The sequence below is a fragment of the Xanthobacter aminoxidans genome, assembly GCF_043193615.1.
Classification (GTDB): Bacteria; Pseudomonadota; Alphaproteobacteria; order Rhizobiales; family Xanthobacteraceae; genus Xanthobacter; species Xanthobacter aminoxidans.
Window position 1 is genome coordinate 419,955 of record NZ_JBAFUS010000003.1, and the last position, 20,910, is coordinate 440,864.

The 20,910-nt window shown below is 68.3% G+C and carries 23 protein-coding genes and 1 tRNA gene; 12 read left to right on the forward strand and 12 right to left on the reverse strand.

Annotated features, from left to right (window positions below):
- Nucleotides 1–193: 193 nt before the first annotated feature.
- From V5F74_RS17070 to V5F74_RS17085, 4 genes are read left to right on the forward strand one after another with little or no spacing between them, the layout of a single operon-like run.
- A complete protein-coding gene (locus V5F74_RS17070; RefSeq protein WP_051679428.1) occupies nt 194–646 on the forward strand; it encodes a MaoC family dehydratase in 453 nt (150 codons plus the stop codon).
- Nucleotides 643–1,560 carry an SDR family NAD(P)-dependent oxidoreductase gene (locus tag V5F74_RS17075; protein WP_394009389.1) on the forward strand — a complete coding sequence of 306 codons (918 nt, stop codon included), beginning with the start codon at nt 643–645 and terminating at the stop codon, nt 1,558–1,560. Before V5F74_RS17070 ends, V5F74_RS17075 begins: the two co-directional genes overlap by 4 nt.
- 11 nt (nt 1,561–1,571) lie before the next feature.
- Nucleotides 1,572–2,033 carry an acyl-CoA thioesterase gene (locus V5F74_RS17080; RefSeq protein ID WP_024277402.1) on the forward strand — a complete coding sequence of 154 codons (462 nt, stop codon included), beginning with the start codon at nt 1,572–1,574 and terminating at the stop codon, nt 2,031–2,033.
- Complete coding sequence (locus tag V5F74_RS17085) at nt 2,030–3,232, forward strand: acetyl-CoA C-acyltransferase (protein WP_394009391.1); 1,203 nt, start codon at nt 2,030–2,032, stop codon at nt 3,230–3,232. The genes V5F74_RS17080 and V5F74_RS17085 overlap by 4 nt, the downstream gene beginning before the upstream one ends.
- Before the next feature lie 63 nt (nt 3,233–3,295).
- Here V5F74_RS17085 and V5F74_RS17090 read toward each other — a convergent pair whose 3' ends face one another.
- The 3 genes from V5F74_RS17090 to V5F74_RS17100 all read right to left on the reverse strand — a co-directional run bounded on the left by V5F74_RS17090 (nt 3,296) and on the right by V5F74_RS17100 (nt 5,938).
- Nucleotides 3,296–3,802, reverse strand: a complete 507-nt coding sequence (locus V5F74_RS17090) for a thioesterase family protein (RefSeq protein WP_394009393.1) — start codon at nt 3,800–3,802, stop codon at nt 3,296–3,298.
- A 127-nt stretch (nt 3,803–3,929) separates the two neighbouring features.
- On the reverse strand, nt 3,930–5,132 hold the full coding sequence (locus V5F74_RS17095) for an ABC transporter substrate-binding protein (protein ID WP_394009395.1): 1,203 nt from the start codon (nt 5,130–5,132) through the stop codon (nt 3,930–3,932).
- 74 nt (nt 5,133–5,206) lie between these two features.
- On the reverse strand, nt 5,207–5,938 hold the full coding sequence (locus tag V5F74_RS17100) for an enoyl-CoA hydratase/isomerase family protein (RefSeq protein WP_394009397.1): 732 nt from the start codon (nt 5,936–5,938) through the stop codon (nt 5,207–5,209).
- A 123-nt stretch (nt 5,939–6,061) separates the two neighbouring features.
- Between V5F74_RS17100 and V5F74_RS17105 the strand changes: the two genes are divergently transcribed.
- Genes V5F74_RS17105 through V5F74_RS17115 form a run of 3 tightly spaced genes read left to right on the forward strand, consistent with a single transcriptional unit; the run spans nt 6,062 to nt 9,073 of the window.
- Nucleotides 6,062–7,669, forward strand: coding sequence for an AMP-binding protein (locus V5F74_RS17105; RefSeq protein ID WP_394009399.1), 1,608 nt, complete (start codon nt 6,062–6,064; stop codon nt 7,667–7,669).
- A 17-nt stretch (nt 7,670–7,686) separates the two neighbouring features.
- Nucleotides 7,687–8,844, forward strand: a complete 1,158-nt coding sequence (locus tag V5F74_RS17110; protein ID WP_394009401.1) for an iron-containing alcohol dehydrogenase — start codon at nt 7,687–7,689, stop codon at nt 8,842–8,844.
- A 28-nt stretch (nt 8,845–8,872) separates the two neighbouring features.
- A complete protein-coding gene (locus tag V5F74_RS17115) occupies nt 8,873–9,073 on the forward strand; it encodes a hypothetical protein (protein WP_394009403.1) in 201 nt (66 codons plus the stop codon).
- A 99-nt stretch (nt 9,074–9,172) separates the two neighbouring features.
- Here the strand turns inward: V5F74_RS17115 and V5F74_RS17120 are convergent, their stop codons facing one another.
- Nucleotides 9,173–9,736, reverse strand: a complete 564-nt coding sequence (locus tag V5F74_RS17120) for a Spy/CpxP family protein refolding chaperone (protein WP_250168486.1) — start codon at nt 9,734–9,736, stop codon at nt 9,173–9,175.
- A 281-nt stretch (nt 9,737–10,017) separates the two neighbouring features.
- Between V5F74_RS17120 and V5F74_RS17125 the strand changes: the two genes are divergently transcribed.
- The 3 genes from V5F74_RS17125 to V5F74_RS17135 are packed head-to-tail and all read left to right on the forward strand — an operon-like array spanning nt 10,018 to nt 11,634.
- Nucleotides 10,018–10,317, forward strand: a complete 300-nt coding sequence (locus V5F74_RS17125; RefSeq protein WP_029557027.1) for an ArsR/SmtB family transcription factor — start codon at nt 10,018–10,020, stop codon at nt 10,315–10,317.
- Nucleotides 10,314–11,378, forward strand: a complete 1,065-nt coding sequence (locus tag V5F74_RS17130) for a permease (RefSeq protein WP_394009406.1) — start codon at nt 10,314–10,316, stop codon at nt 11,376–11,378. Before V5F74_RS17125 ends, V5F74_RS17130 begins: the two co-directional genes overlap by 4 nt.
- A 19-nt stretch (nt 11,379–11,397) precedes the next feature.
- Entirely contained in the window at nt 11,398–11,634 is a 237-nt protein-coding gene (locus tag V5F74_RS17135; protein ID WP_394009408.1) for a thioredoxin family protein, read from the forward strand.
- Nucleotides 11,635–11,983: 349 nt separating this feature from the next.
- On the opposite strand, the gene V5F74_RS17140 is transcribed toward V5F74_RS17135, so the two are convergent.
- From V5F74_RS17140 to V5F74_RS17160, 5 genes are all read right to left on the reverse strand, one after another.
- Nucleotides 11,984–12,073: transfer RNA gene (locus tag V5F74_RS17140), tRNA-Ser, on the reverse strand.
- Nucleotides 12,074–12,484: 411 nt separating this feature from the next.
- Nucleotides 12,485–13,342, reverse strand: coding sequence for a 2,3,4,5-tetrahydropyridine-2,6-dicarboxylate N-succinyltransferase (gene dapD, locus V5F74_RS17145; protein WP_394009410.1), 858 nt, complete (start codon nt 13,340–13,342; stop codon nt 12,485–12,487).
- Between the two features lie 69 nt (nt 13,343–13,411).
- Nucleotides 13,412–15,019, reverse strand: a complete 1,608-nt coding sequence (locus V5F74_RS17150; RefSeq protein WP_394009412.1) for a peptide chain release factor 3 — start codon at nt 15,017–15,019, stop codon at nt 13,412–13,414.
- 117 nt (nt 15,020–15,136) lie between these two features.
- A complete protein-coding gene (locus tag V5F74_RS17155) occupies nt 15,137–17,029 on the reverse strand; it encodes an autotransporter domain-containing protein (protein ID WP_394009414.1) in 1,893 nt (630 codons plus the stop codon).
- Nucleotides 17,030–17,253: 224 nt separating this feature from the next.
- Nucleotides 17,254–18,216 (reverse strand): helix-turn-helix transcriptional regulator, encoded by a 963-nt coding sequence (locus V5F74_RS17160; RefSeq protein ID WP_394009416.1) that lies wholly within the window; start codon nt 18,214–18,216, stop codon nt 17,254–17,256.
- Nucleotides 18,217–18,303: 87 nt separating this feature from the next.
- On the opposite strand from V5F74_RS17160, the gene V5F74_RS17165 reads away from it, so the two are divergent.
- Nucleotides 18,304–18,963: a glutathione S-transferase family protein gene (locus V5F74_RS17165; RefSeq protein ID WP_394009418.1), complete on the forward strand. Its 660-nt coding sequence runs from the start codon at nt 18,304–18,306 to the stop codon at nt 18,961–18,963.
- Nucleotides 18,964–19,091: 128 nt separating this feature from the next.
- Nucleotides 19,092–19,547: a hypothetical protein gene (locus V5F74_RS17170; RefSeq protein WP_394009420.1), complete on the forward strand. Its 456-nt coding sequence runs from the start codon at nt 19,092–19,094 to the stop codon at nt 19,545–19,547.
- Between the two features lie 6 nt (nt 19,548–19,553).
- Here the strand turns inward: V5F74_RS17170 and V5F74_RS17175 are convergent, their stop codons facing one another.
- The 3 genes from V5F74_RS17175 to V5F74_RS17185 form a co-directional block, all read right to left on the reverse strand.
- Nucleotides 19,554–20,057 carry a hypothetical protein gene (locus tag V5F74_RS17175; RefSeq protein WP_038193040.1) on the reverse strand — a complete coding sequence of 168 codons (504 nt, stop codon included), beginning with the start codon at nt 20,055–20,057 and terminating at the stop codon, nt 19,554–19,556.
- A 133-nt stretch (nt 20,058–20,190) separates the two neighbouring features.
- Nucleotides 20,191–20,526, reverse strand: coding sequence for a ferredoxin FdxA (fdxA, locus tag V5F74_RS17180; RefSeq protein WP_024277374.1), 336 nt, complete (start codon nt 20,524–20,526; stop codon nt 20,191–20,193).
- A 106-nt stretch (nt 20,527–20,632) separates the two neighbouring features.
- Nucleotides 20,633–20,908 carry an RNA-binding S4 domain-containing protein gene (locus tag V5F74_RS17185; protein ID WP_029556969.1) on the reverse strand — a complete coding sequence of 92 codons (276 nt, stop codon included), beginning with the start codon at nt 20,906–20,908 and terminating at the stop codon, nt 20,633–20,635.
- Between the last annotated feature and the right edge of the window lie 2 nt (nt 20,909–20,910).

The window sequence follows — 20,910 nt, forward strand, 5'->3', positions numbered from 1 at the left end:
TGCCCAGACCCTTGCTAAGTGCGCCTGCACGCTAGGCTGCCGCGCGCCCGCAGCCTAGCGAACGATTGCAAATCCTTCACCCGGATGAGGTGGCTGGACAAAGCCCCTCTCAAATGCATACTACCGAGTATGTTGTAAGCCAACGTCCCGCCCGTGCGCGATGCCGCCGCAGGACAAGCCGGAACAGGTCCCGATGTCCCTTCCCATCCCCTCCCCCGGCGCTCCGCCTCTCGTGAGCGGCTGGCTCGACGTGACCCAACCTCTCGTCGATCTGTTTGCGGACGCCATTTCCGACCATCAGTTCATCCATGTGGACCCCGAGCGCGCAGCGCGGGAGAGCGCCTTTGGCGGCACCATCGCCCACGGCTTCCTGGTGCTGTCCCTGCTGTCGAAGCTCGGCGCCGAGGTGATGGAGCTGCCCGGACCGGGCGAGGTGGGCATCAACTACGGCTTCGACAAGGTGCGCTTCCTCATGCCGGTGCCGGTGGGCCAGCGCATCCGCGGCGTGTTCCGCGTCGCGGCGCAGGAGCCCAAGGGCGGCGGCATCCTCAATCGCTTCGACGTGACCGTCGAGCTCGAACACGCCGCCAAGCCGGCCCTCGCGGCGGAATGGCTGGTTCTGATTCTCAAGGGAGACAAGGCATGAGCATCTCGTTCGAGGGGCGGGTGGCCATCGTCACGGGCGCCGGCGGCGGGCTCGGCCGCGCGCACGCGCTGGAGCTCGCCCGCCGCGGCGCCAAGGTGGTGGTGAACGATTTCGGCGGCGCGCGCGACGGCACCGGCGGCTCTACCGCCGCGGCGCAGGCAGTGGTGGACGAGATCCGCTCCGGCGGCGGCGAGGCGATCGCGGACGGCGGCAACGTCACCTCCGCTTCGGACATGGAAGCGATGGCAGCGGCTGCCCTGCAGGCGTTCGGCCGCATCGACATCCTCATCAACAACGCCGGCATCCTGCGCGACCGCACCTTCGCCAAGATGGATATGGCGGATTTCGCGGCCGTGGTCGCGGTGCATCTGCTGGGCTCGGCCAACGCCACCAAGGCGGTGTGGGAGACCATGCGCGCGCAGAAATACGGCCGCGTGCTGATGACCTCCTCCACCTCCGGCGTCTACGGCAATTTCGGCCAGTCCAACTACGGCGCCGCCAAGGCCGGGCTCATCGGCCTCATGAACGTGCTGCATTTCGAGGGCGAAAAGTACGGCATACGCGTCAACGCCGTTCTGCCCACGGCCGCCACCCGCATGACCGGCGACATGCTGGACGAGCAGACCCTCGCCCATCTCGCACCCGAGAATGTCACGCCCGCCGCCCTCTACCTCGTGAGCGAGGAGGCGCCGAGCCGCACCGCTTTGCTCGCCGGCGCGGGCACCGTGTCACGCATGGCGATCGTGGAGACGGAAGGCGTGTTCCTGCCGCAGGGCCAGCGCACCCCCGAAGCGGTCGCGGCCGCCTTTGCCGATCTCGCCCGGCTGGACAATGCGATCGAGACCGAGGCCGGCCTTGCCCATGTGGAGCGCATCATCGCGCGCGCCAAGGCCGCAGCCATCGCGGCGGCCTGAAGGGAGCTTCCATGAGCGAGCCTCGCCCCGCCCCCGAGGGGCGGACGGCGTTCCCGCGCCTGTATGCCATGCAGACGCGCTGGAACGACGTGGACCGCTACGGCCACATGAACAACGTGGTCTATCTCGAATATTTCGACAGCGCCCTCAACCGGGCGCTGATCGGGGCGGGTGCGCTCGACTTCGCCGGCACCGGGCCCATCGGCATCGTCGCCAAGGTCGGCTGCGACTACTTCTCCGAGGTGAGCTACCCGGACGAAGTGGAGGTTGGCGTGCGCATCGAGCGCATCGGCAGCTCCAGCCTCACCTGGGGCTTCGGCCTGTTCCGGTCCGGCGCTCCCCTCACCGCCGCGGTGGGGCGCACCATCCATGTCTATGTGGACCGCGCCAGCCGCCGCCCGCAACCGCTCAGCCCGGAGCTGAGGGCCCTCGCAGCAACGCTCCACGTTCCCCGGAAGGATCCCGCATCATGAGGGAAGCCGTCGTCGTCTCCACCGCCCGCACGCCCATCGCCAAGGCCTATCGCGGTGCCTTCAACGACACCAGCGCCCCTCAGCTCGCCGGCCACGCCATTGCGAGCGCGATCGCCCGCGCCGGCATCGAGGGCGGCGAGGTGGAGGATGTCATCATGGGTGCCGCCCTGCAGCAGGGCACGACGCACATGAACATCGGCCGTACCGCCGCGCTGCGCGCCGGCCTGCCCGTCCATGTGCCCGGCCAGAGCGTCGACCGCCAGTGCGCCTCGGGTCTCATGGCCATCTCCATCGCTGCCCGGCAGATCGTCGGCGAGGGCATGGAGATCGCGGTCGGCGGCGGTGTCGAGCAGGTCTCGCTGGTGCAGAACGAGCGCATGAACGTCTTTGGCTGGCACGACGCCTGGCTGGATGCTCACGTGCCCTCGACCTACATGAGCATGATCGAGACCGCCGAGATCGTGGCCGCGCGCTACGGCGTCTCCCGCGCGGCGCAGGATGCCTATGCCCTCCAGTCCCAGCAGCGCACGGCGCAGGCGCAGGCCCGCGGCGCTTTCGACGACGAGATCGTGCCCCTCGACACCGTGAAGGTCATCACCGACAAGGCCACGGGCGAGACCCGCCGCGAGGCGGTGCGCCTCACGCGGGACGAGGGGAACCGCGCCGACACGACCGCGGAAGGCCTCGCGGCGCTGAAGCCGGTGTTCAAGGGCGGCATCGAGGTGGCGGAAGGCCGCTGCGTGACCGCGGGCAACGCCTCTCAGCTCTCTGACGGGGCCTCCGCCTGCGTGCTGATGGAGGCCAGGGCGGCCGAGCGGCGCGGACTTTCTCCGCTGGGCATCTACCGCGGCATGGCGGTGGCGGGCTGCGCGCCGGAAGAAATGGGGATCGGCCCGGTCTTCGCCGTGCCGAAGCTGCTGGCCCGTCACGGATTGACGGTGGACGACATCGGCCTGTGGGAGCTGAACGAGGCCTTCGCTGCCCAGCTCCTCTATTGCCGCGACCGGCTCGGCATTCCCGACGAGCGGCTGAACGTGAACGGCGGCGCCATCTCCATCGGCCATCCCTACGGCATGTCCGGCGCCCGCATGACAGGCCATGCCCTCATCGAGGGCCGCCGCCGGGGCGCACGCTACGTTGTGGTCACCATGTGCGTGGGCGGCGGCATGGGCGCGGCCGGCCTGTTCGAGGTGGCGTGAGTTTCTCCCGAGCAGCCTGAAGGCCCCGGAGCAATCCGGGGCCGGTCTTTTGGCGTCCCAGGATCAGCCCCGTGCCGAAAGGCCGATGCGCCTGTCGAGCCAGGCCGGGCGCGGGAGGGGGGCGTGGGCCGCCGCATCGGCATCAAGGCGCATCTGCACGTGGGCGGGAAAGGGCGCGGCCCGTGGCGCGCCCGCGGCGCGGGAGACATGCATCAGCACCTGTTCGCACAAGGCGAGCGCCACGCCCTCGGCATCGATGAGCCGCATGAGGATGTGCATGCGCTTGGCATCCGCCGCCAGCACCACCAGCTCGACCGAAAGTGCCGTGCCCTCGTGGCATTCGTGAAGGTATCCGATCCGGCTGTCGAGCGTGTAGAGAGTTGCGGCCTGCGCGGTGCGATAGTCGGCGTCCAGCCCCAGGCGCTCCATGTAGGCCGTGGCGGCATCGGAAAAGACGATGCCATAGGCGAAATCGCCCATATGGCCGTTGTAATCCACCCATTCCGGGCGGACGCGGTCAGCCAGAATGACGATGCCGGAAACGGCAGCCTTCTGCTGCGAATGGTCCACGACGGCTCCCTCCCTCACTGAAGACGGGGAGGCCGCGACGGCCTCCCCGGTCCTGCACGAAGTCCATTTCTCTTGCGCCCGCATCCAGGGGCTGCGGGCGCCCGACCCGTTCCGTCCGGAGAGACCCTCAGCCCTTCACCAGCGGGCAGGCGCTCTCCTCTATGGGGCGGAACGCTTCCTTTCCGGGGATGGTGCGCAGGACCTTGTAATAGTCCCACGGCCCCTTGGAGTCCTTCGGCGCCTTCACCTCCACGAGGTACATGTCGTGCACGAGGCGACCGTCCTTGCGCAGATAGGCGTTGCGGGCGAAGAAATCGTTGATGGGGACCTCGCGCAGCTTGGCCATCACCTGCGATCCGGTGACGGTGCCGGCCGCCTCGGCGGCCTTCAGGAAATTCGTCACCGCCGAATAGACGCCCGCATGCACCATGGTCGGCATCCGGCCGTTCATGCGCTGCGCATACCGCTTCGACCAGGCACGCGTCGCGTCGTCATAGTCCCAGTAGAAACCGGTGGTCAGCGTCAGGCCCTTGGCGATGTCGAGCCCGACCGCATGCACGTCGGTGAGGAACAGCAGCATCCCGGCGATGCGCTGGCCACCCTGGGTGATGCCGAATTCCTGCGCCTGCTTCAGCGCCGTCATGGTGTCGCCGGAGGAGTTGGCCAGCGCCACCACCTTGGCGCCGGAGGCCTGCGCCTTCAGCAGGTAGGAGGAGAAATCCGAGGTCTCGCGCGGGTGCCGCACGCTGCCCACCACGGTGCCGCCCGCCGCCTTCACGGCCTCGCTCGTGTCCTTCTCCAGCGCGTGGCCGAAGGTGTAGTCCACGGTGATGAAGAACCAGCTCTTGCCGCCGTCCTGCGTCATGGCGCGGCCGGTGCCGTTGGCGAGGGCATAGGTGTCCCACGTCCAGTGGGCGGTGGAGGGCGAGCACGCCTTGCCCGTCAGCTCCGAGGAACCCGCGGTGGAGACGAGGAATGCGGTGTCGGTGTTGCGCGTCACCTCCTGCACCGCCATGGCGACCGAAGACGTCGGCACATCGATGATGGCCTTCACGTTCTGCTGGTCGATCCAGCCGCGCGCCAGGCTGGCGCCCACGTCCGGCTTGTTCTGGTGGTCGCCGACGATGACCTCGACGTCACGGCCGAGCAGCTTGCCGCCGAAATCCTCCACCGCCATCTTCGCCGCAGCGACGGAACCGGGACCGGCGAGGTCCGCGTTCATGCCGGACATGTCCGTGAGCACGCCGAGACGCCAGGTCTCCGCAGCCGCCGGACCGCCTGACAGGACGAGCGCCGCCAGAGCGGCGCAGCCGAAAAATCCGCGCGTCATCAGATATCCTCCCTTGGGTGCTTTTGGGGACGCGGCGGTTTGAGCCCGCCGTCGTTGCTTGACGGGACGACCCGTTAGCTGGTCGCCTCCGAAACCAGCCTGGACAGCAGGAACTGGTCGGCCTCGTAGGCCGCGGCCCAGTTGCCACCCGCCGAGCCATCAAGCGCGCGCTTGGTCATGGCGAGGGCGAGGGGTGGGCAGGCCGCGATCTCGCCGGCCCACGCCCGCGCGGCGTCGAGTGCGCCGCCCTGCGGTGCGCGCCTGTCGGCAAGGCCCATCGCCACCGCCTCGGCGGCGGAAATGGTCTCGTCGCAGAAGAGGAGCCGCTTGGCGCGGGCCGGCCCCACCAGAGCGGAGAGCAGCGGCAGGCCGCCCCAGCCCAGCGTCATGCCGAGGCGCACCTCCGGAAAACGGAAGAAGGCGCCGTCCGCCAGAACCCGGAAGTCGGCCGCCAGCGCCAGGATCGCGCCGCCGCCGATGGCCGGCCCCTCCACCGCGGCGATCACCGCCTGCGGCAGGCGGCGCCAGCGCTCGGACATGCGTCCGCCTGCGGCCATGGCATGATGGCGCGCTGAGATGTCGTCATCCGGCCGCCAAAGGGCCTCGTCCTTGAGGTCCACCCCGGCGGAGAACCGGGTGGGCGTGCCGGCAAGCACCACGACCCGCACCGTCGTGTCCGCTTCCAGCTCCGCCGCGGCGGCCGTGAGCGCCTCGATGGCGGCAAGGCTCAGCGCATTGGCCTTGCCGCCGCGGTCGTAGCGCGCGACGGCGATGGTGCCGGCCCGCTCGATCTCCACGATTTTCATGGCGCCGCAGGCCCTCCGAACAGCCCGTCCTTTACATACTACTGAGTATGTTGCATAAGGATTGAGCCTTTGCAACAGGCTCCAAGGGCGTCACGAATACGCCGGCCAAGGGGGAGGACGAGGATGAGCGAGCAGGAAGCAGCGCTGTCGCGCGACCATGCGGTGCTGCGCGCCATGCTTGAGCGCCGCGCGGCGGAGCGGCCGCAGGCGCCCTTCGTGCAATTCTGGCCGGGGCCTGCCGAAACCTGCACCTGGAGCTATGCGGAGACGCTCGCCCGCGTGCGTCGGCGCGCGGCCACGCTCGTCCGCCATGGCGTCCGGCGGGGCGACCATGTGCTCTGCTTCATGGGCAACGGGCCCGAGCTGCTGGCCACCTGGTTCGCCATCAACTACCTCGGCGCCGTCTATGTGCCCCTCAATACTGCGAGCCGCGGCCGGCCACTGGAGCATATCCTGAACGATGCCGACGCCCCGCTGATGATCGCGGAGGCAAGTCTTCTGCCCCGCCTGCGGGAGGTGGCGCCGGGCAAGCTCTCCGTCGTCCTCACGGTGGCGGGCGCGCCTGAGCCGGTGCCGGGCCTCGATGTCGTGGCCCTGGAAGACCGGGACGATTTCGCCCCCGCCGATCTCGACCTCGACCGCCCCATCGAGCCGTGGGACACCCAGGCCATCATGTACACCTCGGGCACGACGGGGAGCCCGAAGGGCGTGATCTCGTCCTACACCCAGCTCTACACCATGGGCCCCGACGCGTTCGCCGTGGCGGACGACGAGCGCTGCCTGATCTGCGGCCCCATCTTCCACTGCGGATCGACGCTCTACGTCTACGCCCAGCTCGCGCGCGGCCTTTCCATCGGCATGATGCGGGAGTTCCGCACCCAGGACTTCTGGCCCGCCGTACGCGAGACCGGATCCACCTACGTGCTGCTGCTTGGCGTGATGGCGAGCTTCCTCCTGAAGGCGCCGCCGGCCGCGACCGACCGTGACCATCCCCTGCGCCGCGCCTTCATCACGCCCTTCGGCGAGGATGGTCCTGCCTTCGCCGAACGCTTCGGCGTCGAGGCCTGGACCATCTACAACATGACCGAGATCGCGAGCCCCCTTCACGCCGGCCCCGGCATCACCGAAAAGGGCATCGCCGGCCAGCCCCGCCCCTGGTTCGAACTGCGCATCGTCGACGAGCACGACCTCGAGGTGCCGGAGGGGGCGACCGGCGAGCTCGTCATCCGCGCCCACCGGCCGTGGGCCCTGATGAAGGGCTACTACAACAATCCCACGGCCACCGCCGAGGCGATGCGCAACGGCTGGTTCCACACCGGCGACGGCTTCCGCCGAACCGCCGATGGCAACTTCTTCTTCGTCGACCGGCTGAAGGACGTCATCCGCCGCCGCGGCGAGAACATCTCCTCGTTCGCGCTGGAAGCCGAGGTGCGCACCCATCCAGCCGTGAAGGAATGCGCCGCGGTGGCCGTGCCCAGCGCCCTCAGCGAGGACGAGGTTCTGGTGGTGGTGACGCCGGTGGACGGTGCGACTCTCGACGCCGAGGACCTCATCCGCTTCCTGGCCGCCGGCATCCCGCACTACATGGTGCCGCGCTATGTCCGGCAGGTGGAAGCGCTGCCCAAGACCGCAAGCGGCAAGGTGCAGAAGCACGAGTTGCGCGCCGCCGGCGTCACCTCCGACACCTTCGACCGGGAAGCCGCGGGCATCCGCATCGGTCGCGGCTCCTGACGGCGGAAAGGCAGACCATGGCAGGTTTCGTCTTCAACACCACGCGCTCCATCGTGCTCGAGCCCGGCGCCGCGCGCCGGATCGCAGATCTGGCCGGACCGCTGCTCGGCCCGCGCGTCGTCCTCGTCACCGACAAGAGCCTGCGCACGGCCGGGCTTGTCGCTCCCGCCCTCGCCTCCCTCGCTGCCGCCGGGATCGCGGTCGCCATTTTCGACGACGTGGTGGCGGACCCGCCGGAGGCGAACGTCGCCGCCCTGACCAACCTCGTCGCAGCGCACCGGGCGAGCGGCCTCCTTGCCATCGGCGGCGGATCGCCGATGGACGTGGCGAAGGTGGCGGCACTGATCGCCGGCAGCGGCGAAGCACTCGCGGACATCTACGGCGTCAACCGCGCCCGCGGGCCGCGCTTGCCGCTGGTGCTGGTGCCCACCACCGCCGGAACCGGCTCGGAAGTCACACCCATTTCCATCATCACCACGGGCGCCGCCACGAAGATGGGCGTCGTGACACCGCATCTGCTGCCCGACATGGCGATCCTCGACGCCGAGTTGACCCTGAGCCTGCCTCCGGCGGTGACGGCCGCCACCGGCATCGACGCCATGGTTCACGCCATCGAGGCCTACACTTCCGCCTCACCGAACAACAATCCGCTGTCGCGCACACTCGCCCGGCAGGCCTTGGGGCTGCTTGGCGGCGCCATCCGCACCGCCACCTTCGACGGCGCGAATATCGCGGCGCGCAGCGACATGCTGCTCGGCTCGCTTCTCGCCGGGCAGGCGTTCGCCAATTCCCCGGTCGCCGCGGTGCATGCGCTCGCCTATCCCATCGGCGGGCATTTCCATGTGCCGCACGGATTGTCCAATGCGCTGGTGCTGGCCCCGGTGCTGCGCTTCAACATGCCCGCCGCCGCCACGCTCTACGGCGAGATCGCCGCGGACGCCTTCCCAGAGCTGGCCGACGTGCCTGCGACGGAACGGGCCGCCGCGTTTGCCACGGCATTGGCGGAGCTGAGCCGCGCCCTCGACCTGCCCCCGGGGCTCGCCGCCGTCGGCATCACCCGCAACGACCTGCCGCTTCTGGCTGCGGAGGCGATGAAGCAGATGCGCTTGCTGGTCAACAACCCGCGCCCCGTCACCGAGGCGGACGCTCTCGCCATCTACGAAGCCGCGCTGTAGACGCGCGGGCGGCGCCTTCGATGTCGCTGTGGCCGTCGAGACGCCGCGCGAGCGCGCGACCGTGATACGCGAAGCTCTCGACCGCGCCCCTTTCGACGTCGACCTGCTCAGTCTCGCACGGCATGAAGCGCTGCAATCGGGCGACACAGACCGCGTGCGCGATGCTGCGTCAAAGCGGATGCGCCTGTGCCCTGACGACAAAGAACCCGCCCGCATTCAGAAACTCTGACGTGAGCCCCTTTTCTCCGCCGGTTCAGGGAGCGAGACCGCCGGTTGTTTTGTGGCCCGGGCGGGCACCCGCCCGGGCCAGCGTCGCGTCTCGTCAGGCTCACATCATGCATCCCATGCCGGTGAGCAGGTCGTTGGCCTTCTTCTTCTGGTCATCGCTGAGCGCGGCGTAGAGGTTGCTTAGCGGCTGCTTCATATCCTTGAGAGCAGCGGCGCGGGCTTCCATCACCGAAATGCGGGATTCAAGACGATCCATCGGCGTGTCCGCGTCAAAGCTGGCGCGCATGGCCTGGCGCAGGCCCTGCATGCTGATAAAATTGTTCTTCATCGCCGCCACATAGGCGTCCCACACCTTGGCCTGCGCATCGGTGACGCCGAGCTCGGCCTTCAGGAAGGCGACACGCCCCTCGATGAAGGCGGGCAACTGGCCGTCGGCATCACCCGTCATCCAGCCTCCGCAGCCACCCATCATGCTCCGAGCCGAGCGGTGGAATCCGGGGCCCCACCCTCCCTGGCCGGGCCCCATATAGCCCTCACCCTGGCCCATCATGCCCGGACCAGAGCCGGGCCCACCACCCATCTGGGCGCTCGCCGGCACAGCAGACAATGCCGCGGCCAGCGCGAGCGCTGCGAACCGCGCAACGGAAACGGATTTGATCTTCATGACGCTCTCCCTACCTCTGGGCGGACATGTCCGCCCTCCGAACTGCGCCGGGGGCGAGCCCGAACATCTTAGGCCGCGCCTGCGCCTTCCTGCCGGATCCATGAGGCGCGGCACCACACTTGCGATGCATCGCGGACAGCTTCCCCGTCCTCCCGCGCGAACCAGAGCGGCGAGCCGTCAGACCCGAAACGGTCGTCCTCGATGGCCGAAACCTCCGCACCACCGACAATGACATATTTTATGCGCTTGCACGCATATGCGCATGAGCGTAAATTAAAGCCATGGACTCCACGCTCACCCTTCTGTCGGCCCTGGCCGAACCCACCCGCCTCGCGGCGGTCCGCCTCCTGTGGGACGGGCGCGAGCATTGCGTCTGCGAGCTTGTGCGCGTCCTCGGCGTCACCCAATCTCGCATGTCGCGCCATATGGCGGTGCTCAAGCAGGCCGGCATGGTGATCGACCGGCGGGATGCCCAATGGGTGCGCTACCGTCGCAACCCCGAATTACCGGCCGAGCAGGCCGCCATCGTCGATGCTGTTCTCAACAGCCTGAATGCTTCGTCCGATAGGAGAGCAGCATGAGCGCTGACCTGTCATTGACCGAGCGCAAGCCGCCGCGGGAGGCATCGCCTTTGGCCTGGGCGGCGGTGACGATCGCGGCGATCGCCCTGTGGTTCGTGGTCTATGCCCAGCTCGCGCCGTTCTCCCAATGGCTGGTGGCCCGTCTGCCGGTTGAACCCGGCAGCCATCTGGCCGAAGCGGTCGCGTTCTTCATCTACGATACGCCCAAGGTGCTGATGCTGCTGACGCTGGTGGTGTTCGCCATGGGCGTGGTGCGCAGCTTCTTCTCCGCCGAGCGCACGCGTGCGCTGCTCGCCGGACGGCGCGAGGGGCTCGGCAATGTCGCCGCCGCCGGTCTCGGCATCGTCACGCCCTTCTGCTCCTGCTCGGCGGTGCCCCTGTTCGTCGGTTTCGTCTCCGCCGGGGTGCCCCTCGGCGTCACCTTCTCCTTCCTCATCGCCGCGCCCATGGTCAACGAAGTGGCGCTGGGCCTGCTGTTCGCGCTCGTGGGGTGGAAGGTGGCGCTCACCTATCTGGCCTTCGGCCTTGCGGTGGCCATCGTTGCCGGCTGGGTCATCGGCCGGCTGCACCTGGAAGGCTGGCTGGAAGACTGGGTGCGCAACGTGCGCGCGGCTCCCGTCGATTTGCCGCCGAACGGCATGACGCTGGTGGATCGCATCAAGGCCGGCCTTGAGGCCGTGCGCGACATTGTCGGCAAGGTGTGGATGTGGATCATCGCCGGCATCGCGGCGGGCGCCTTCATCCACGGCTATGTCCCGGCGGACCTCCTCGCCTCCATCATGGGGCGGGATGCGTGGTGGTCGGTGCCGGCCGCGGTCCTGCTGGGCATTCCCATGTATTCCAATGCCGCGGGCATCATCCCGGTGGTGGAGGCTCTGCTGGCCAAGGGCGCTGCGCTGGGCACCGTGCTCGCCTTCATGATGGCGGTGATCGCTTTGTCCCTGCCGGAGATGATCATCCTGCGCAAAGTCTTGAGCCTGAAGCTGATCGCCGTGTTCATCGGCGTGGTCGCCACCGGCATCCTCGCCGTGGGTTTCCTGTTCAACGCGCTGTTTTCTTGAAACCGGAAAGGCTGGAGTCATGAAAGACGTGAAAGTGCTCGGCCCCGGCTGCTCCCGCTGTGAGGCGACGGCGCAGATGGTGCGGGACGCGGCGGCCAAACTCGGGCTCGATGTCACGGTGGAAAAGGTCACCGACTATGCGGCGATCGCCGGTTACGGCATCGCTTCGACCCCCGGCATCGTCATCGACGGCAAGGTGGTGCATGCCGGTGGCCTGCCGAAGCCGGACGACGTCGCCCGCTGGCTCGCGGCTTGAGCGCCGCATGCCGAAACACAAGATCCGCGCGACACGGATCGACACACACGGCAGGCGCTCGATCTCCGCGAGGGCAGGCGCGTGATCGACCTCTGTATGGACAAGCGAATGTCCATGGCTGCCTCATCGAGAACAGCGACACGGTCAGGGCGTCGATCCGGGTTTCCCAGATTGTGCATTTGCTGATGCGCCTCGGTCGGCGTGAGGCTCCGGCGAGCCGTGGGGTCGCCCATGGGAACGGGCAGAGTTCCTCCAAGTGGAAGGAAATGCACGAGGTTGGACTACCGGTGGGGCACCCACCCAGACCATCTAGAAATGAATGTCAGATCAATCTGTTAGTCTGGCAGACTGGCGGAGAGAGAGGGATTCGAACCCTCGATACGGTTTCCCGTATACACGCGTTCCAGGCGTGCGCCTTCAACCACTCGGCCACCTCTCCAGCCGCATGCGCAGGGCGCACGCAGAACTTCACTCAGGGATGGCCGCCGAAGGCGATCTGTGCGCCTTCAATCCCTCGACCACCTCTTCAGCCACATGCACCGAGGCGCACGCGGAACACGGGGGTTACGATCTTGTGGCGGGCTGGTTGAAGGCCCGCAATCCCGTCGCCCCTGTTTCCAGCCATCGCCGCAGGGGCGGGGCCGGGTCTCGCCGGTCGTCTCCAAGATGGCTCGGGGAAGGGAGCGTGCCGCGAAGGCGTCGCATCCAGGCGAGGCGGCGGAATATAGCGGCTCGGCCTTGGTTGGCAAGCCGGAATCTCCGCCTTGCCAACAGGTCGCATTCCTCGCCCCGCGGCGCCGGCACGCCACCGGGGAAACCCCTCCGCAGCCCCTCCCCGGCCGGCGCGCTCTCAGTCGCGCAGGAGGTCGTTGATGGAGGTCTTGGAGCGGGTCTGCGCGTCCACCCGCTTCACGATCACCGCGCAATAGAGCGAGGGGCCGGGCGTGCCGTCGGGCAGCGGCTTGCCGGGGAGCGCGCCGGGCACCACCACCGAATAGGCCGGCACCTCGCCGATGAACACTTCGCCGGTCTGCCGGTCGATGATCTTGGTGGAGGCTGAGATGAACACGCCCATGGAGAGCACGGAGCCGCGGCGCACCACCACGCCCTCCACCACTTCGGAGCGGGCGCCGATGAAGCAGTCGTCCTCGATGATGACAGGGCCGGCCTGGAGCGGCTCCAGCACGCCGCCGATGCCGACGCCGCCGGAGAGATGCACGTTCTTGCCGATCTGCGCGCAGGAGCCGACGGTGGCCCAGGTGTCCACCATGGTGCCCTCGCCCACATGGGCGCCGAGATTCACGAAGGAGGGCATCAGCACCACGTTGGTGGCGATGAAGGCGGAGCGGCGCACGATGGCGCCGGGCACGGCGCGGAAGCCGGCGGCGCGGAACTCGGCCTCGCCCCAGCTGGCGAACTTGGAGGGCACCTTGTCCCACCAGTGGGCGCCGCCGGGACCGCCGGGGATGGCTTCCATGTCGTTGAGGCGGAAGGAGAGCAGCACCGCCTTCTTGAGCCACTGGTTCACCGTCCAGGCGCCGTTGGCGCCCTGCTCCGCCACGCGGGCGGCGCCGCTGTCGAGGAGGGTCAGGGCCTCGTTCACCGCGTCGCGCACGATGCCGGTGGTGGAAAAGCCGATCTCGGCGCGCTTCTCGAAGGCGTCGTCGATGATGGTGGAAAGCTCGGCAAGGCGGGCGGCGTCGGCCATCGGGTCCTCCAGTTGGGCGGCATCAGGGGCCGCGTCCAGCGCGCCCCGGCTCAGGTCAGGAAAAGGGGGTCAGGCGCGTTCCTTGACGGCCACGAACTTCAGCTTGGGGTATTCCTCGATGGCGCGGTCCAGCACCCACTGGCTGCGGGCGAGATAGACCGGCGCCTCGTCGCGGTCGCGCGCGGTGGAGGAGCGGTTGAGTTCCAGGAAACGCTCCACCTCGGCCCGCTCGCCGACGATCCAGCGGGCGGTGACGAAAGAGGTGGTCTCGTAGCGGATGGGCACGCCGTATTCCTTCTCCAGCCGCGCGGCGAGCACGTCGAGCTGGAGGGTGCCCACCACGCCGACGATGGGCGCGGGATCGGAGACGGGCTTCAAGACCTGCACCACGCCCTCTTCCGCCATGTCCTGCAGCGCCTTTTGCAGCTGCTTGGCCTTCATGGGATCGGAGAGCAGCACGCGGCGCAGGATTTCCGGGGCGAAGTCCGGCAGCCCCTCGAACTTGATGCTCTCACCCTCGGAGAGGGTGTCGCCCACGCGCAGCATGCCGTGGTTGGGAATGCCGATGATGTCGCCGGCCACCGCCTCGTCCACCGTCTCGCGCTCCTGGGCGAAGAAGAAGATGGGGTTGGCGATGGCCATGTTGCGCTTCTCGCGCGGGTTGAACAGCTTCATGCCGCGCTTGAAGCGGCCGGAGCACAGGCGCACGAAGGCCACGCGGTCCCGGTGGTTCGGGTCCATGTTGGCCTGCACCTTGAAGACGAAGCCGGAGACGAGATCCTCCGCCGGCTCCACGGTGCGGTCGCCGGCGGCGGAGCGCGGCAGCGGGCTCGGGCCCACCGAGCCGAGCCCGAACAGGAGTTCGGCCACCCCCGCCTCCTTCAACGCCGAGCCGAAATAGACCGGGGAGAGATGGCCCTCGCGGAAGGCGGAAAGATCGAACGGCGGCAGCACGCCCAGCGCCAGCGTGAGGCTCTCCACCGCCTCGGTGAGGATGCGTTCCTCCACCCCGTCGAGGCCGATGAGGTCCTCCGGCGTCTCGAACGGCACCTCGCGCACGAGCGGGCCGCCGCGCTCGGTGGCGAGCAGCGCGCGCTTGTTGGCGATGTCGATGAGGCCGCGGAAATCCACGCCCATGCCGATGGGCCAGGTGAGCGGGGTAAGATCGAGGGCGAGGGTGGAGGAGACCTCATCCATCAGCGCGATGGGGTCGAGGCTTTCCCGGTCCACCTTGTTGACGAAGGTGAAGATGGGAATGTCGCGCAGGCGGCAGACCTCGAACAGCTTGCGGGTCTGGCTCTCGATGCCCTTGGCGGCGTCGATCACCATCACCGCCGCGTCCACGGCCGAGAGGGTGCGGTATGTGTCTTCGGAGAAGTCCGAGTGGCCGGGCGTGTCGAGCAGGTTGAAGACGATGCCGTCGCGCTCGAACGTCATCACCGAGGAGGTGACGGAAATGCCGCGCTGCTGCTCGATCTCCATCCAGTCGGACCGGGTGCGGCGGCGCTCGCCGCGCGCCTTCACGTGGCCGGCCATGCGGATGGCGCCGGAGGCAAGCAGGAGCTTTTCCGTCAGCGTGGTCTTGCCGGCGTCCGGATGGGAGATGATGGCGAAGGTGCGCCGGCGGGCAAAATCGGGCAGGTCCGCGAGGGCGGCGTTGGGCGTCTGGTCGAGCATGGGCGCCTTATAAGGGCAAATCGCGCGCCATGAAATGCCGTGTTGAAACGGCATCGGGGCGCGGCGCCGCGCACCGCACCCCGATCCCGTGAGGATGGCCCCGGCGGGGCCGGCACCTCAGAACTTGTAGACGATGCCGCCGTTCACATAGGCGCTGGACACCTGGTCCTGGCCGAGCTGTTCACCCACGGTGAAATTGCACGACAGGCCGTTGGCCGCCTCCACCGTGAGGCCCGCCGCGAGGTTGGTCCACGCGCGGCCGGGCTGGTAGACCGGCATGGCGAAGGTGACGGGGGCGGTGAGAAGGCCGGCGGTGACGGAGCGGTCCTGGTTCAGGAAGTCGTAGTTCCAGCTCGCCTGCACATTGGGGCGGATGGTGACGCCGGACACCACGAAGGCATAGCTCGCCTGCCCGCCGAGGGTCACGTAAAACAGTTCGCGCAGCTGGTTGCCGAATGACATGGCGCTGGAATTGCCGACGGTCTCCGCATAGCCGTCCACCGTTGCCTGCTGGTAGGTGAGCTGCGCCAGCGGCGTGAGCGTCGCCTGGCCGAAGGTGAAGTCGTAGCCGGTGGCGAGGCGGGCGCCGTAATAGATGCCGCTGGTGTTGCCCATGTCGGTGCGCAGAGCCGCGCCGAGCGCGAACTGGCGCTGGATCGAGTTGTAGTCGATGGAACCCATGGTGCCGGACAGCTGGGCGAAGGCGCCGCCGAAGCGGGCGTTGGCGTAGATCGTGCCGTTGAACATGTCGGCGTCATAGCCGCCGCTCAGCGCGCTGAAATTGTAGCTGCCGCTGGCATAGCTCAGCAGGGCGCCGACGCTGACGCCGTTGCCGAAGCCGTATTCCAGGCCCACATAGCCGGCGGTGGCGCTGCCGTCCGAGCCCGAATGGTCGCGGGTCGGGTCGAGGCTGTAGGTGCTGTAATCGATGTTGGTATAGAGCTGGAAGCCCTTGGGCGTGCCCGTGCCGATGCGGGTGTCGAGGGTGCGGTAGATGCCGCGGCCCACATAGATCGGGCTTTCCGCCAGCATGCCGATGAGGCCCGGCGCATCGATGATGGACTCGATGTATTCCGCCAGCAGCGCATGGCCCGCGGGGGTCGGATGCACGATGTCGGCGAAGAGGTAGTCGTTCTGGGCATTCGGCGCCACGAGGGTGCTGGCGGTGCAGGTGAGCGAGAACTCCTGCTGGCACGCCTTGTCGGTCACGTTGGTGAAGCCGTACATGTGCGGGTTCGCGATCACCTCGTTCACCAGCGCATAGTCATCCACGAAGATGATGTTCGAGCCGCCGAGGTGGCGCAGGTCCTTGTAGAGGGTCGCGTTGTAGGCGGTGACAGCCGCGCTGAAGAACTGGCCCTCGGGCAGTACGCTGGTGACGGGCGCCTTGGAGATGTCCGGCAGGTTCGGCACGATGATGTACCGCGCGCCGGCCTTCGAGAGCGTGTGGATGTTGTCCACGTGCTGGTTGGCGGCCGCCACCACGTGCTCGATGGCCTTCTCCTCGCTGATGGCGCCGAGGTTGAGCAGGATGGCCTGGGTGAAGATGTCGTTGGCGCCGGCCCACATGGAGTAGAGCGCGTTCGGCCGGGCGACGCCGCCGGTGGAATCGAGATAGGTCTCGAGCTGCTGCGTCTCGCCCAAGGTATTGCTCGGGTAAACGAAGCACTTGGGAATATTGTAGCCCGAATCCACGCAGGCGCCGCCCTGGGCGTAATTGGTGCCGCCCACCACCGTGCTGGTGCCACTCACCGTGTCGATGGCGAGATAGGGCGAGACGTCGATCCCGTAATGCTCGCCCACCCGCATGTCCCAGACCTGGCCGGGGTTCACCGTGAACCGCACCGACTGGAGCTGGCCGTCGACGACCACGTAATAGGTTCCCGCATCGCTCAGGCTGTCCCCGAACACGTAGAAGTTCGAGAATTCGTGCGCCTGGGCGGTTTCCAGGGCACCGAACGAGACGGATGAAAGCAAAGCGGCAAGGGCAATCGACGAACGCGAAATCATGCTGTTTCCCCCCAAGGCAGCCCCTTGGAAGGGCGATGGTCCCCTGCCAGACTGTGAGAGGATACCGCCCGATCCCGCCGCAAAAGGACCACGGCCAAGATCGTGTTTCCACCGGGCAGAGCTTCCGCTTGTTCAATTTCGGCGATGTGATGCCGTACCGACACACCTCCCCCATCGGAAGGCCGTCGACGCGCAGGCTCAGCCGGCGAAAGCCTGCGCCGCGCTCAGGACGGGTAGAGCCGCCCCATCTTCTCCACCGTCTCCCGGATGCGCGCCCGCAGCTCCGGCGGCTCCAGCACCTCCGCCTCGGTGCCGAAGCGCATCAGCTCGCTGGATGCTTCCCACAGCGAGCCGACGCGCAGGGTGACCACCCGATGGCCGTCGGCGTCCGGCTCTCCCACCACCATGCCGGCCCGCGAGACGGCGGAGGTGACGTGCTCCAGCAGGCGCAGGCCGAGGGGCGAGAGGCGCACCGTCGCCCGGTTCGGATACATCTCCTCTTCCAGCCGCCGCGTGCTCTCGCCCCACCAGGCGGCGAGGTCAAAGCCGGGCGGCGGCTCGAATCGCTCGGTCAGCGGCTCCAGCGCCCGGATGCGGCTGATGCGATAGGTCCGCACGCTGGCGTCCACCGCGCCGACGAGGTACCAGGCGCCGCTTTTCAGCACCATGCCCAAGGGCGCGACGCGCCGGCGCTTTTCGGCCCGCCACGACTGGTAGCGGATCTCGATGACATGCTGCTCCCACGCCGCCGCTGCGACGGCCTGGAGGAAGGGCGGCTCTTCCGCCGCATGGAACCAGCCGGGCGCATCAAGGTGGAAGCGCGTGCGCATCAGGGCTGCCGCGCTGCGCAGGTTGGCGGGTAGGCCCGCCGTGACCTTGGTCTGCGCCGCCGCGAGCACCGCGCCGAGGCCCAGCGCGGTGGCCGCCCCGCCAAGGCCGGAGAGGAACAGGGCCTGCGCCTCCTGCGCGGAAAGGCCGTTCAGCCGCGTGCGATAGCCTTCCAGCAGCCGGTAACCGCCGCCCGCGCCGCGCTCGGCATAGACCGGCACGCCCGCCGCGCTCAAAGCATCGATGTCGCGATAGATGGTGCGGAGCGACACCTCGCACTCCTCCGCGAGGGCCTGGGCGGTGACCGCCCCGCGGGCCTGGAGCACCATGAGGATCGACAGGAGGCGGCTGGCGCGCATGGAAAGAGTGCTAGCAAACCTGACAGAAGGTGTCAGCCTTGGCCGGTTAGAGGGGTGTCGTCACACGTGCTGACGACAGGAGCCTCCATGACCGCCGACGACACCGTCACCCTCTTCCACTCGCCCAACACGCGCTCCTCCGGCGCGCTCACCCTCATCGAGGAGCTGGGCGCGCCCTATCGCCTCCATGTGCTGAACATGAAGGCCGGCGAGCAGCGCCAACCGCCCTATCTCGCCATCAACCCCATGGGGAAGGTGCCGGCCATCCTGCACCGGGGCGAGCTGGTGACCGAGCAGGTGGCGATCTTCATCCATCTCGCCGACGCCTTCCCCGAGGCCGGGCTGGCGCCGGCCATCGATGCTCCGGGGCGCGGGCCGTATTTGCGCTGGCTGGTCTATTACGCGGCCTGCTACGAGCCCGCCCTCATGGACCGGGCGCTGAAGCGGGAATCCGGCCCCGCCTCCATGTGCCCCTATGGCGACTTCGAGACCATGCTCGATAGTGTGACGCGCGAGCTGACGGGGAAGCCCTATCTCCTCGGCGACCGGTGCACGGCGGCCGATATCCTCTGGGGCAACGCCTTCCATTGGGGCGTGATGTTCAAGCTGGTGCCGGAGATGCCCGTCATCGCCGATTACGTCCGGCGCATCATCGAGCGGCCGGCGGCGCTGAAGGTGGCGGAGCTGGACGCTAAGCTTGCCGCCGAGCACCAGCAGGCGGTCGATGCCGCCGCGACGCCCGGCTGAGCGGCGCATCCCTCCCCTGCGAAAGGCGCCTTTGCAAAAGGGCGGAAATCGCTCCAGAACGGACTGCAAGAACAGCCGGGCATCGCATCGGACGGTGGCGGCGCGAGCGGCAAGGGCGGGAGGAGCGCATGGATCACAGGACGGACCACAGACGCGTCGCGGGGTCCGCGCCGCAAGCGCTCCGCCGCCCCCTCCGCAAGGCCGCCCTCGCGGCGGTGCTGCTCCTGGCCGGAGCGGCGCCGGCGCTGGCGTTGATGTCGCCGCAGGTCTACGCGTCCGCCCGCGACGGGGCGAAGAGCGTCATCGTGCTGGAGGTGGAAGCGGTCACCATCACGCCGCGCGCGTTCGGCACCTGCGGGGTGACGGGAACGGTGAAGCTGGTGGAGCGCGGCGCGGCCTACTCGGTCGGGCAGAAGGTGACGCTCGACATTCCCTGCGCCCGCCCCAACGCTTTGCCGCCGCTGGGCGGCACCATCTACCAGGAGACCGACAGGCTGCAGGCCTCCAAATTCGGCCGCGCCTATCTCGACGCCGACGGCAAGCTGGTGCTCTCGCAATATGAGCGGCTGGAGGCGCTGCCCTGAGGGGGCTCAGCTCATTATGACCCTATAGAAGTGCCCTTCGATGGGCTCGACGGACAAGTCCATACTGGGGGCCTTGACGTGACCGCCCGGCGCGACAGGGCAATGGTCGCGATCAAGCACGGGGCAGGGGTCCGTGCGGACACCGTCGGTCTCGTCATAGACGACCGCTTCAATGAGCGTTGCCGTCACGAACAGGGACAGGTCGCGCCATTCCAGAACCAGCCGGACGGGCGATGCCGGGTTCCGGGCGCGCGCCTCGTCAATCATCCGCTCATAGCGGGGTAGGTGCGCGCGGAACCAGAAGGCCTGGGCGGACGCACCAACGGCGGGCAGGCTGAACAGGGTGGCGAGCACGGCCGAGACGCCAAGGATGCAGGCCAGCGCCTGACGGGGGCGTCGTCTCCACGAGAGGATCGGAACCGCGATCGTCGCAACGACCAGGAAGCCGAGGACGGGGAACGCTAGCAGGATCGCAGCGGCGTTCAGCTCGAAAAAGACAACGAGCACCATCGCAACGCAGAGCGCGCCCGCAATGGCCGATACTCGTGGCGACCACCGTGGTGGCCGCGGCCGGGTATCGCTCCCATTGTCTGTCGACCGGACAGGATCGGGACGCACTCTGGCCGTCCCGCCTCGCGCCCGCTCAGTCGCCCTGGCCGGGCTCCGGGGAGAACAGCTCTTCCTTGCCGGGCTTGCCGTCCCATTCCTTGGCGTCGGCGGGGGCGTCGCGCTTCAGGGTGATGTTGGGCCAGGTCTTGGCGTATTCGGCGTTGAGCGCGAGCCACTTCTCCAGCCCCGGCTCGGCATCGGGCTTGATGGCCTCGGCCGGGCATTCCGGCTCGCAGACGCCGCAGTCGATGCACTCGTCGGGGTGGATGACGAGCATGTTCTCGCCCTCGTAGAAACAGTCCACCGGGCACACGGACACGCAATCCATGTATTTGCAGCGGATGCAGTTCTCGGTGACGACATAGGTCATGGGCAATCCCTTTCGAGGGGCTCGGGTAGCGCAGGCGCACGCGCCACGCAAGCGGCGGCAGGACGCAGGCCGTTAAAACTGCGCGTGCCGCAGCCCCTAAATCCCGTCACGCTTCTGTTATTTCTTCGAAAAGCGCGAGGGCGGATGTAGCATCTCCCCGGCGTTCCGCAAAGGCGACCACGCGCAACACCCGCACCTGCCGGTCGAGGGCGATGGTGAGTACCTGCCCCGCCCGCACCATGTGGCCGGGGCTGGTCACCCGCGCGCCGTCGAGCCGCACATGGCCCGAGCGCACCAGATCGGCGGCGTCCTCGCGGGCGCGCACCACGCGGGCATGCCAGATCCAGCGGTCGAGCCTCTGCCGCTCCGCTGGATCCGCCACGG

Excerpts from the sequence above, each read along its gene's own strand:
- V5F74_RS17105 (WP_394009399.1), top strand. The coding sequence starts at position 6,062 with ATGAGCGAGCAGGAAGCAGCGCTGTCGCGCGACCATGCGGTGCTGCGC.
- V5F74_RS17135 (WP_394009408.1), top strand. The coding sequence starts at position 11,398 with ATGAAAGACGTGAAAGTGCTCGGCCCCGGCTGCTCCCGCTGTGAGGCG.
- V5F74_RS17165 (WP_394009418.1), top strand. The coding sequence starts at position 18,304 with ATGACCGCCGACGACACCGTCACCCTCTTCCACTCGCCCAACACGCGC.
- V5F74_RS17175 (WP_038193040.1), bottom strand. The coding sequence starts at position 20,057 with ATGGTGCTCGTTGTCTTTTTCGAGCTGAACGCCGCTGCGATCCTGCTA.
- V5F74_RS17110 (WP_394009401.1), top strand. The coding sequence starts at position 7,687 with ATGGCAGGTTTCGTCTTCAACACCACGCGCTCCATCGTGCTCGAGCCC.
- V5F74_RS17130 (WP_394009406.1), top strand. The coding sequence starts at position 10,314 with ATGAGCGCTGACCTGTCATTGACCGAGCGCAAGCCGCCGCGGGAGGCA.
- V5F74_RS17070 (WP_051679428.1), top strand. The coding sequence starts at position 194 with ATGTCCCTTCCCATCCCCTCCCCCGGCGCTCCGCCTCTCGTGAGCGGC.
- V5F74_RS17100 (WP_394009397.1), bottom strand. The coding sequence starts at position 5,938 with ATGAAAATCGTGGAGATCGAGCGGGCCGGCACCATCGCCGTCGCGCGC.
- V5F74_RS17085 (WP_394009391.1), top strand. The coding sequence starts at position 2,030 with ATGAGGGAAGCCGTCGTCGTCTCCACCGCCCGCACGCCCATCGCCAAG.
- V5F74_RS17095 (WP_394009395.1), bottom strand. The coding sequence starts at position 5,132 with ATGACGCGCGGATTTTTCGGCTGCGCCGCTCTGGCGGCGCTCGTCCTG.
- V5F74_RS17160 (WP_394009416.1), bottom strand. The coding sequence starts at position 18,216 with ATGCGCGCCAGCCGCCTCCTGTCGATCCTCATGGTGCTCCAGGCCCGC.
- dapD (WP_394009410.1), bottom strand. The coding sequence starts at position 13,342 with ATGGCCGACGCCGCCCGCCTTGCCGAGCTTTCCACCATCATCGACGAC.
- V5F74_RS17150 (WP_394009412.1), bottom strand. The coding sequence starts at position 15,019 with ATGCTCGACCAGACGCCCAACGCCGCCCTCGCGGACCTGCCCGATTTT.
- V5F74_RS17155 (WP_394009414.1), bottom strand. The coding sequence starts at position 17,029 with ATGATTTCGCGTTCGTCGATTGCCCTTGCCGCTTTGCTTTCATCCGTC.
- V5F74_RS17125 (WP_029557027.1), top strand. The coding sequence starts at position 10,018 with ATGGACTCCACGCTCACCCTTCTGTCGGCCCTGGCCGAACCCACCCGC.
- V5F74_RS17080 (WP_024277402.1), top strand. The coding sequence starts at position 1,572 with ATGAGCGAGCCTCGCCCCGCCCCCGAGGGGCGGACGGCGTTCCCGCGC.
- V5F74_RS17075 (WP_394009389.1), top strand. The coding sequence starts at position 643 with ATGAGCATCTCGTTCGAGGGGCGGGTGGCCATCGTCACGGGCGCCGGC.
- V5F74_RS17120 (WP_250168486.1), bottom strand. The coding sequence starts at position 9,736 with ATGAAGATCAAATCCGTTTCCGTTGCGCGGTTCGCAGCGCTCGCGCTG.
- fdxA (WP_024277374.1), bottom strand. The coding sequence starts at position 20,526 with ATGACCTATGTCGTCACCGAGAACTGCATCCGCTGCAAATACATGGAT.
- V5F74_RS17170 (WP_394009420.1), top strand. The coding sequence starts at position 19,092 with ATGGATCACAGGACGGACCACAGACGCGTCGCGGGGTCCGCGCCGCAA.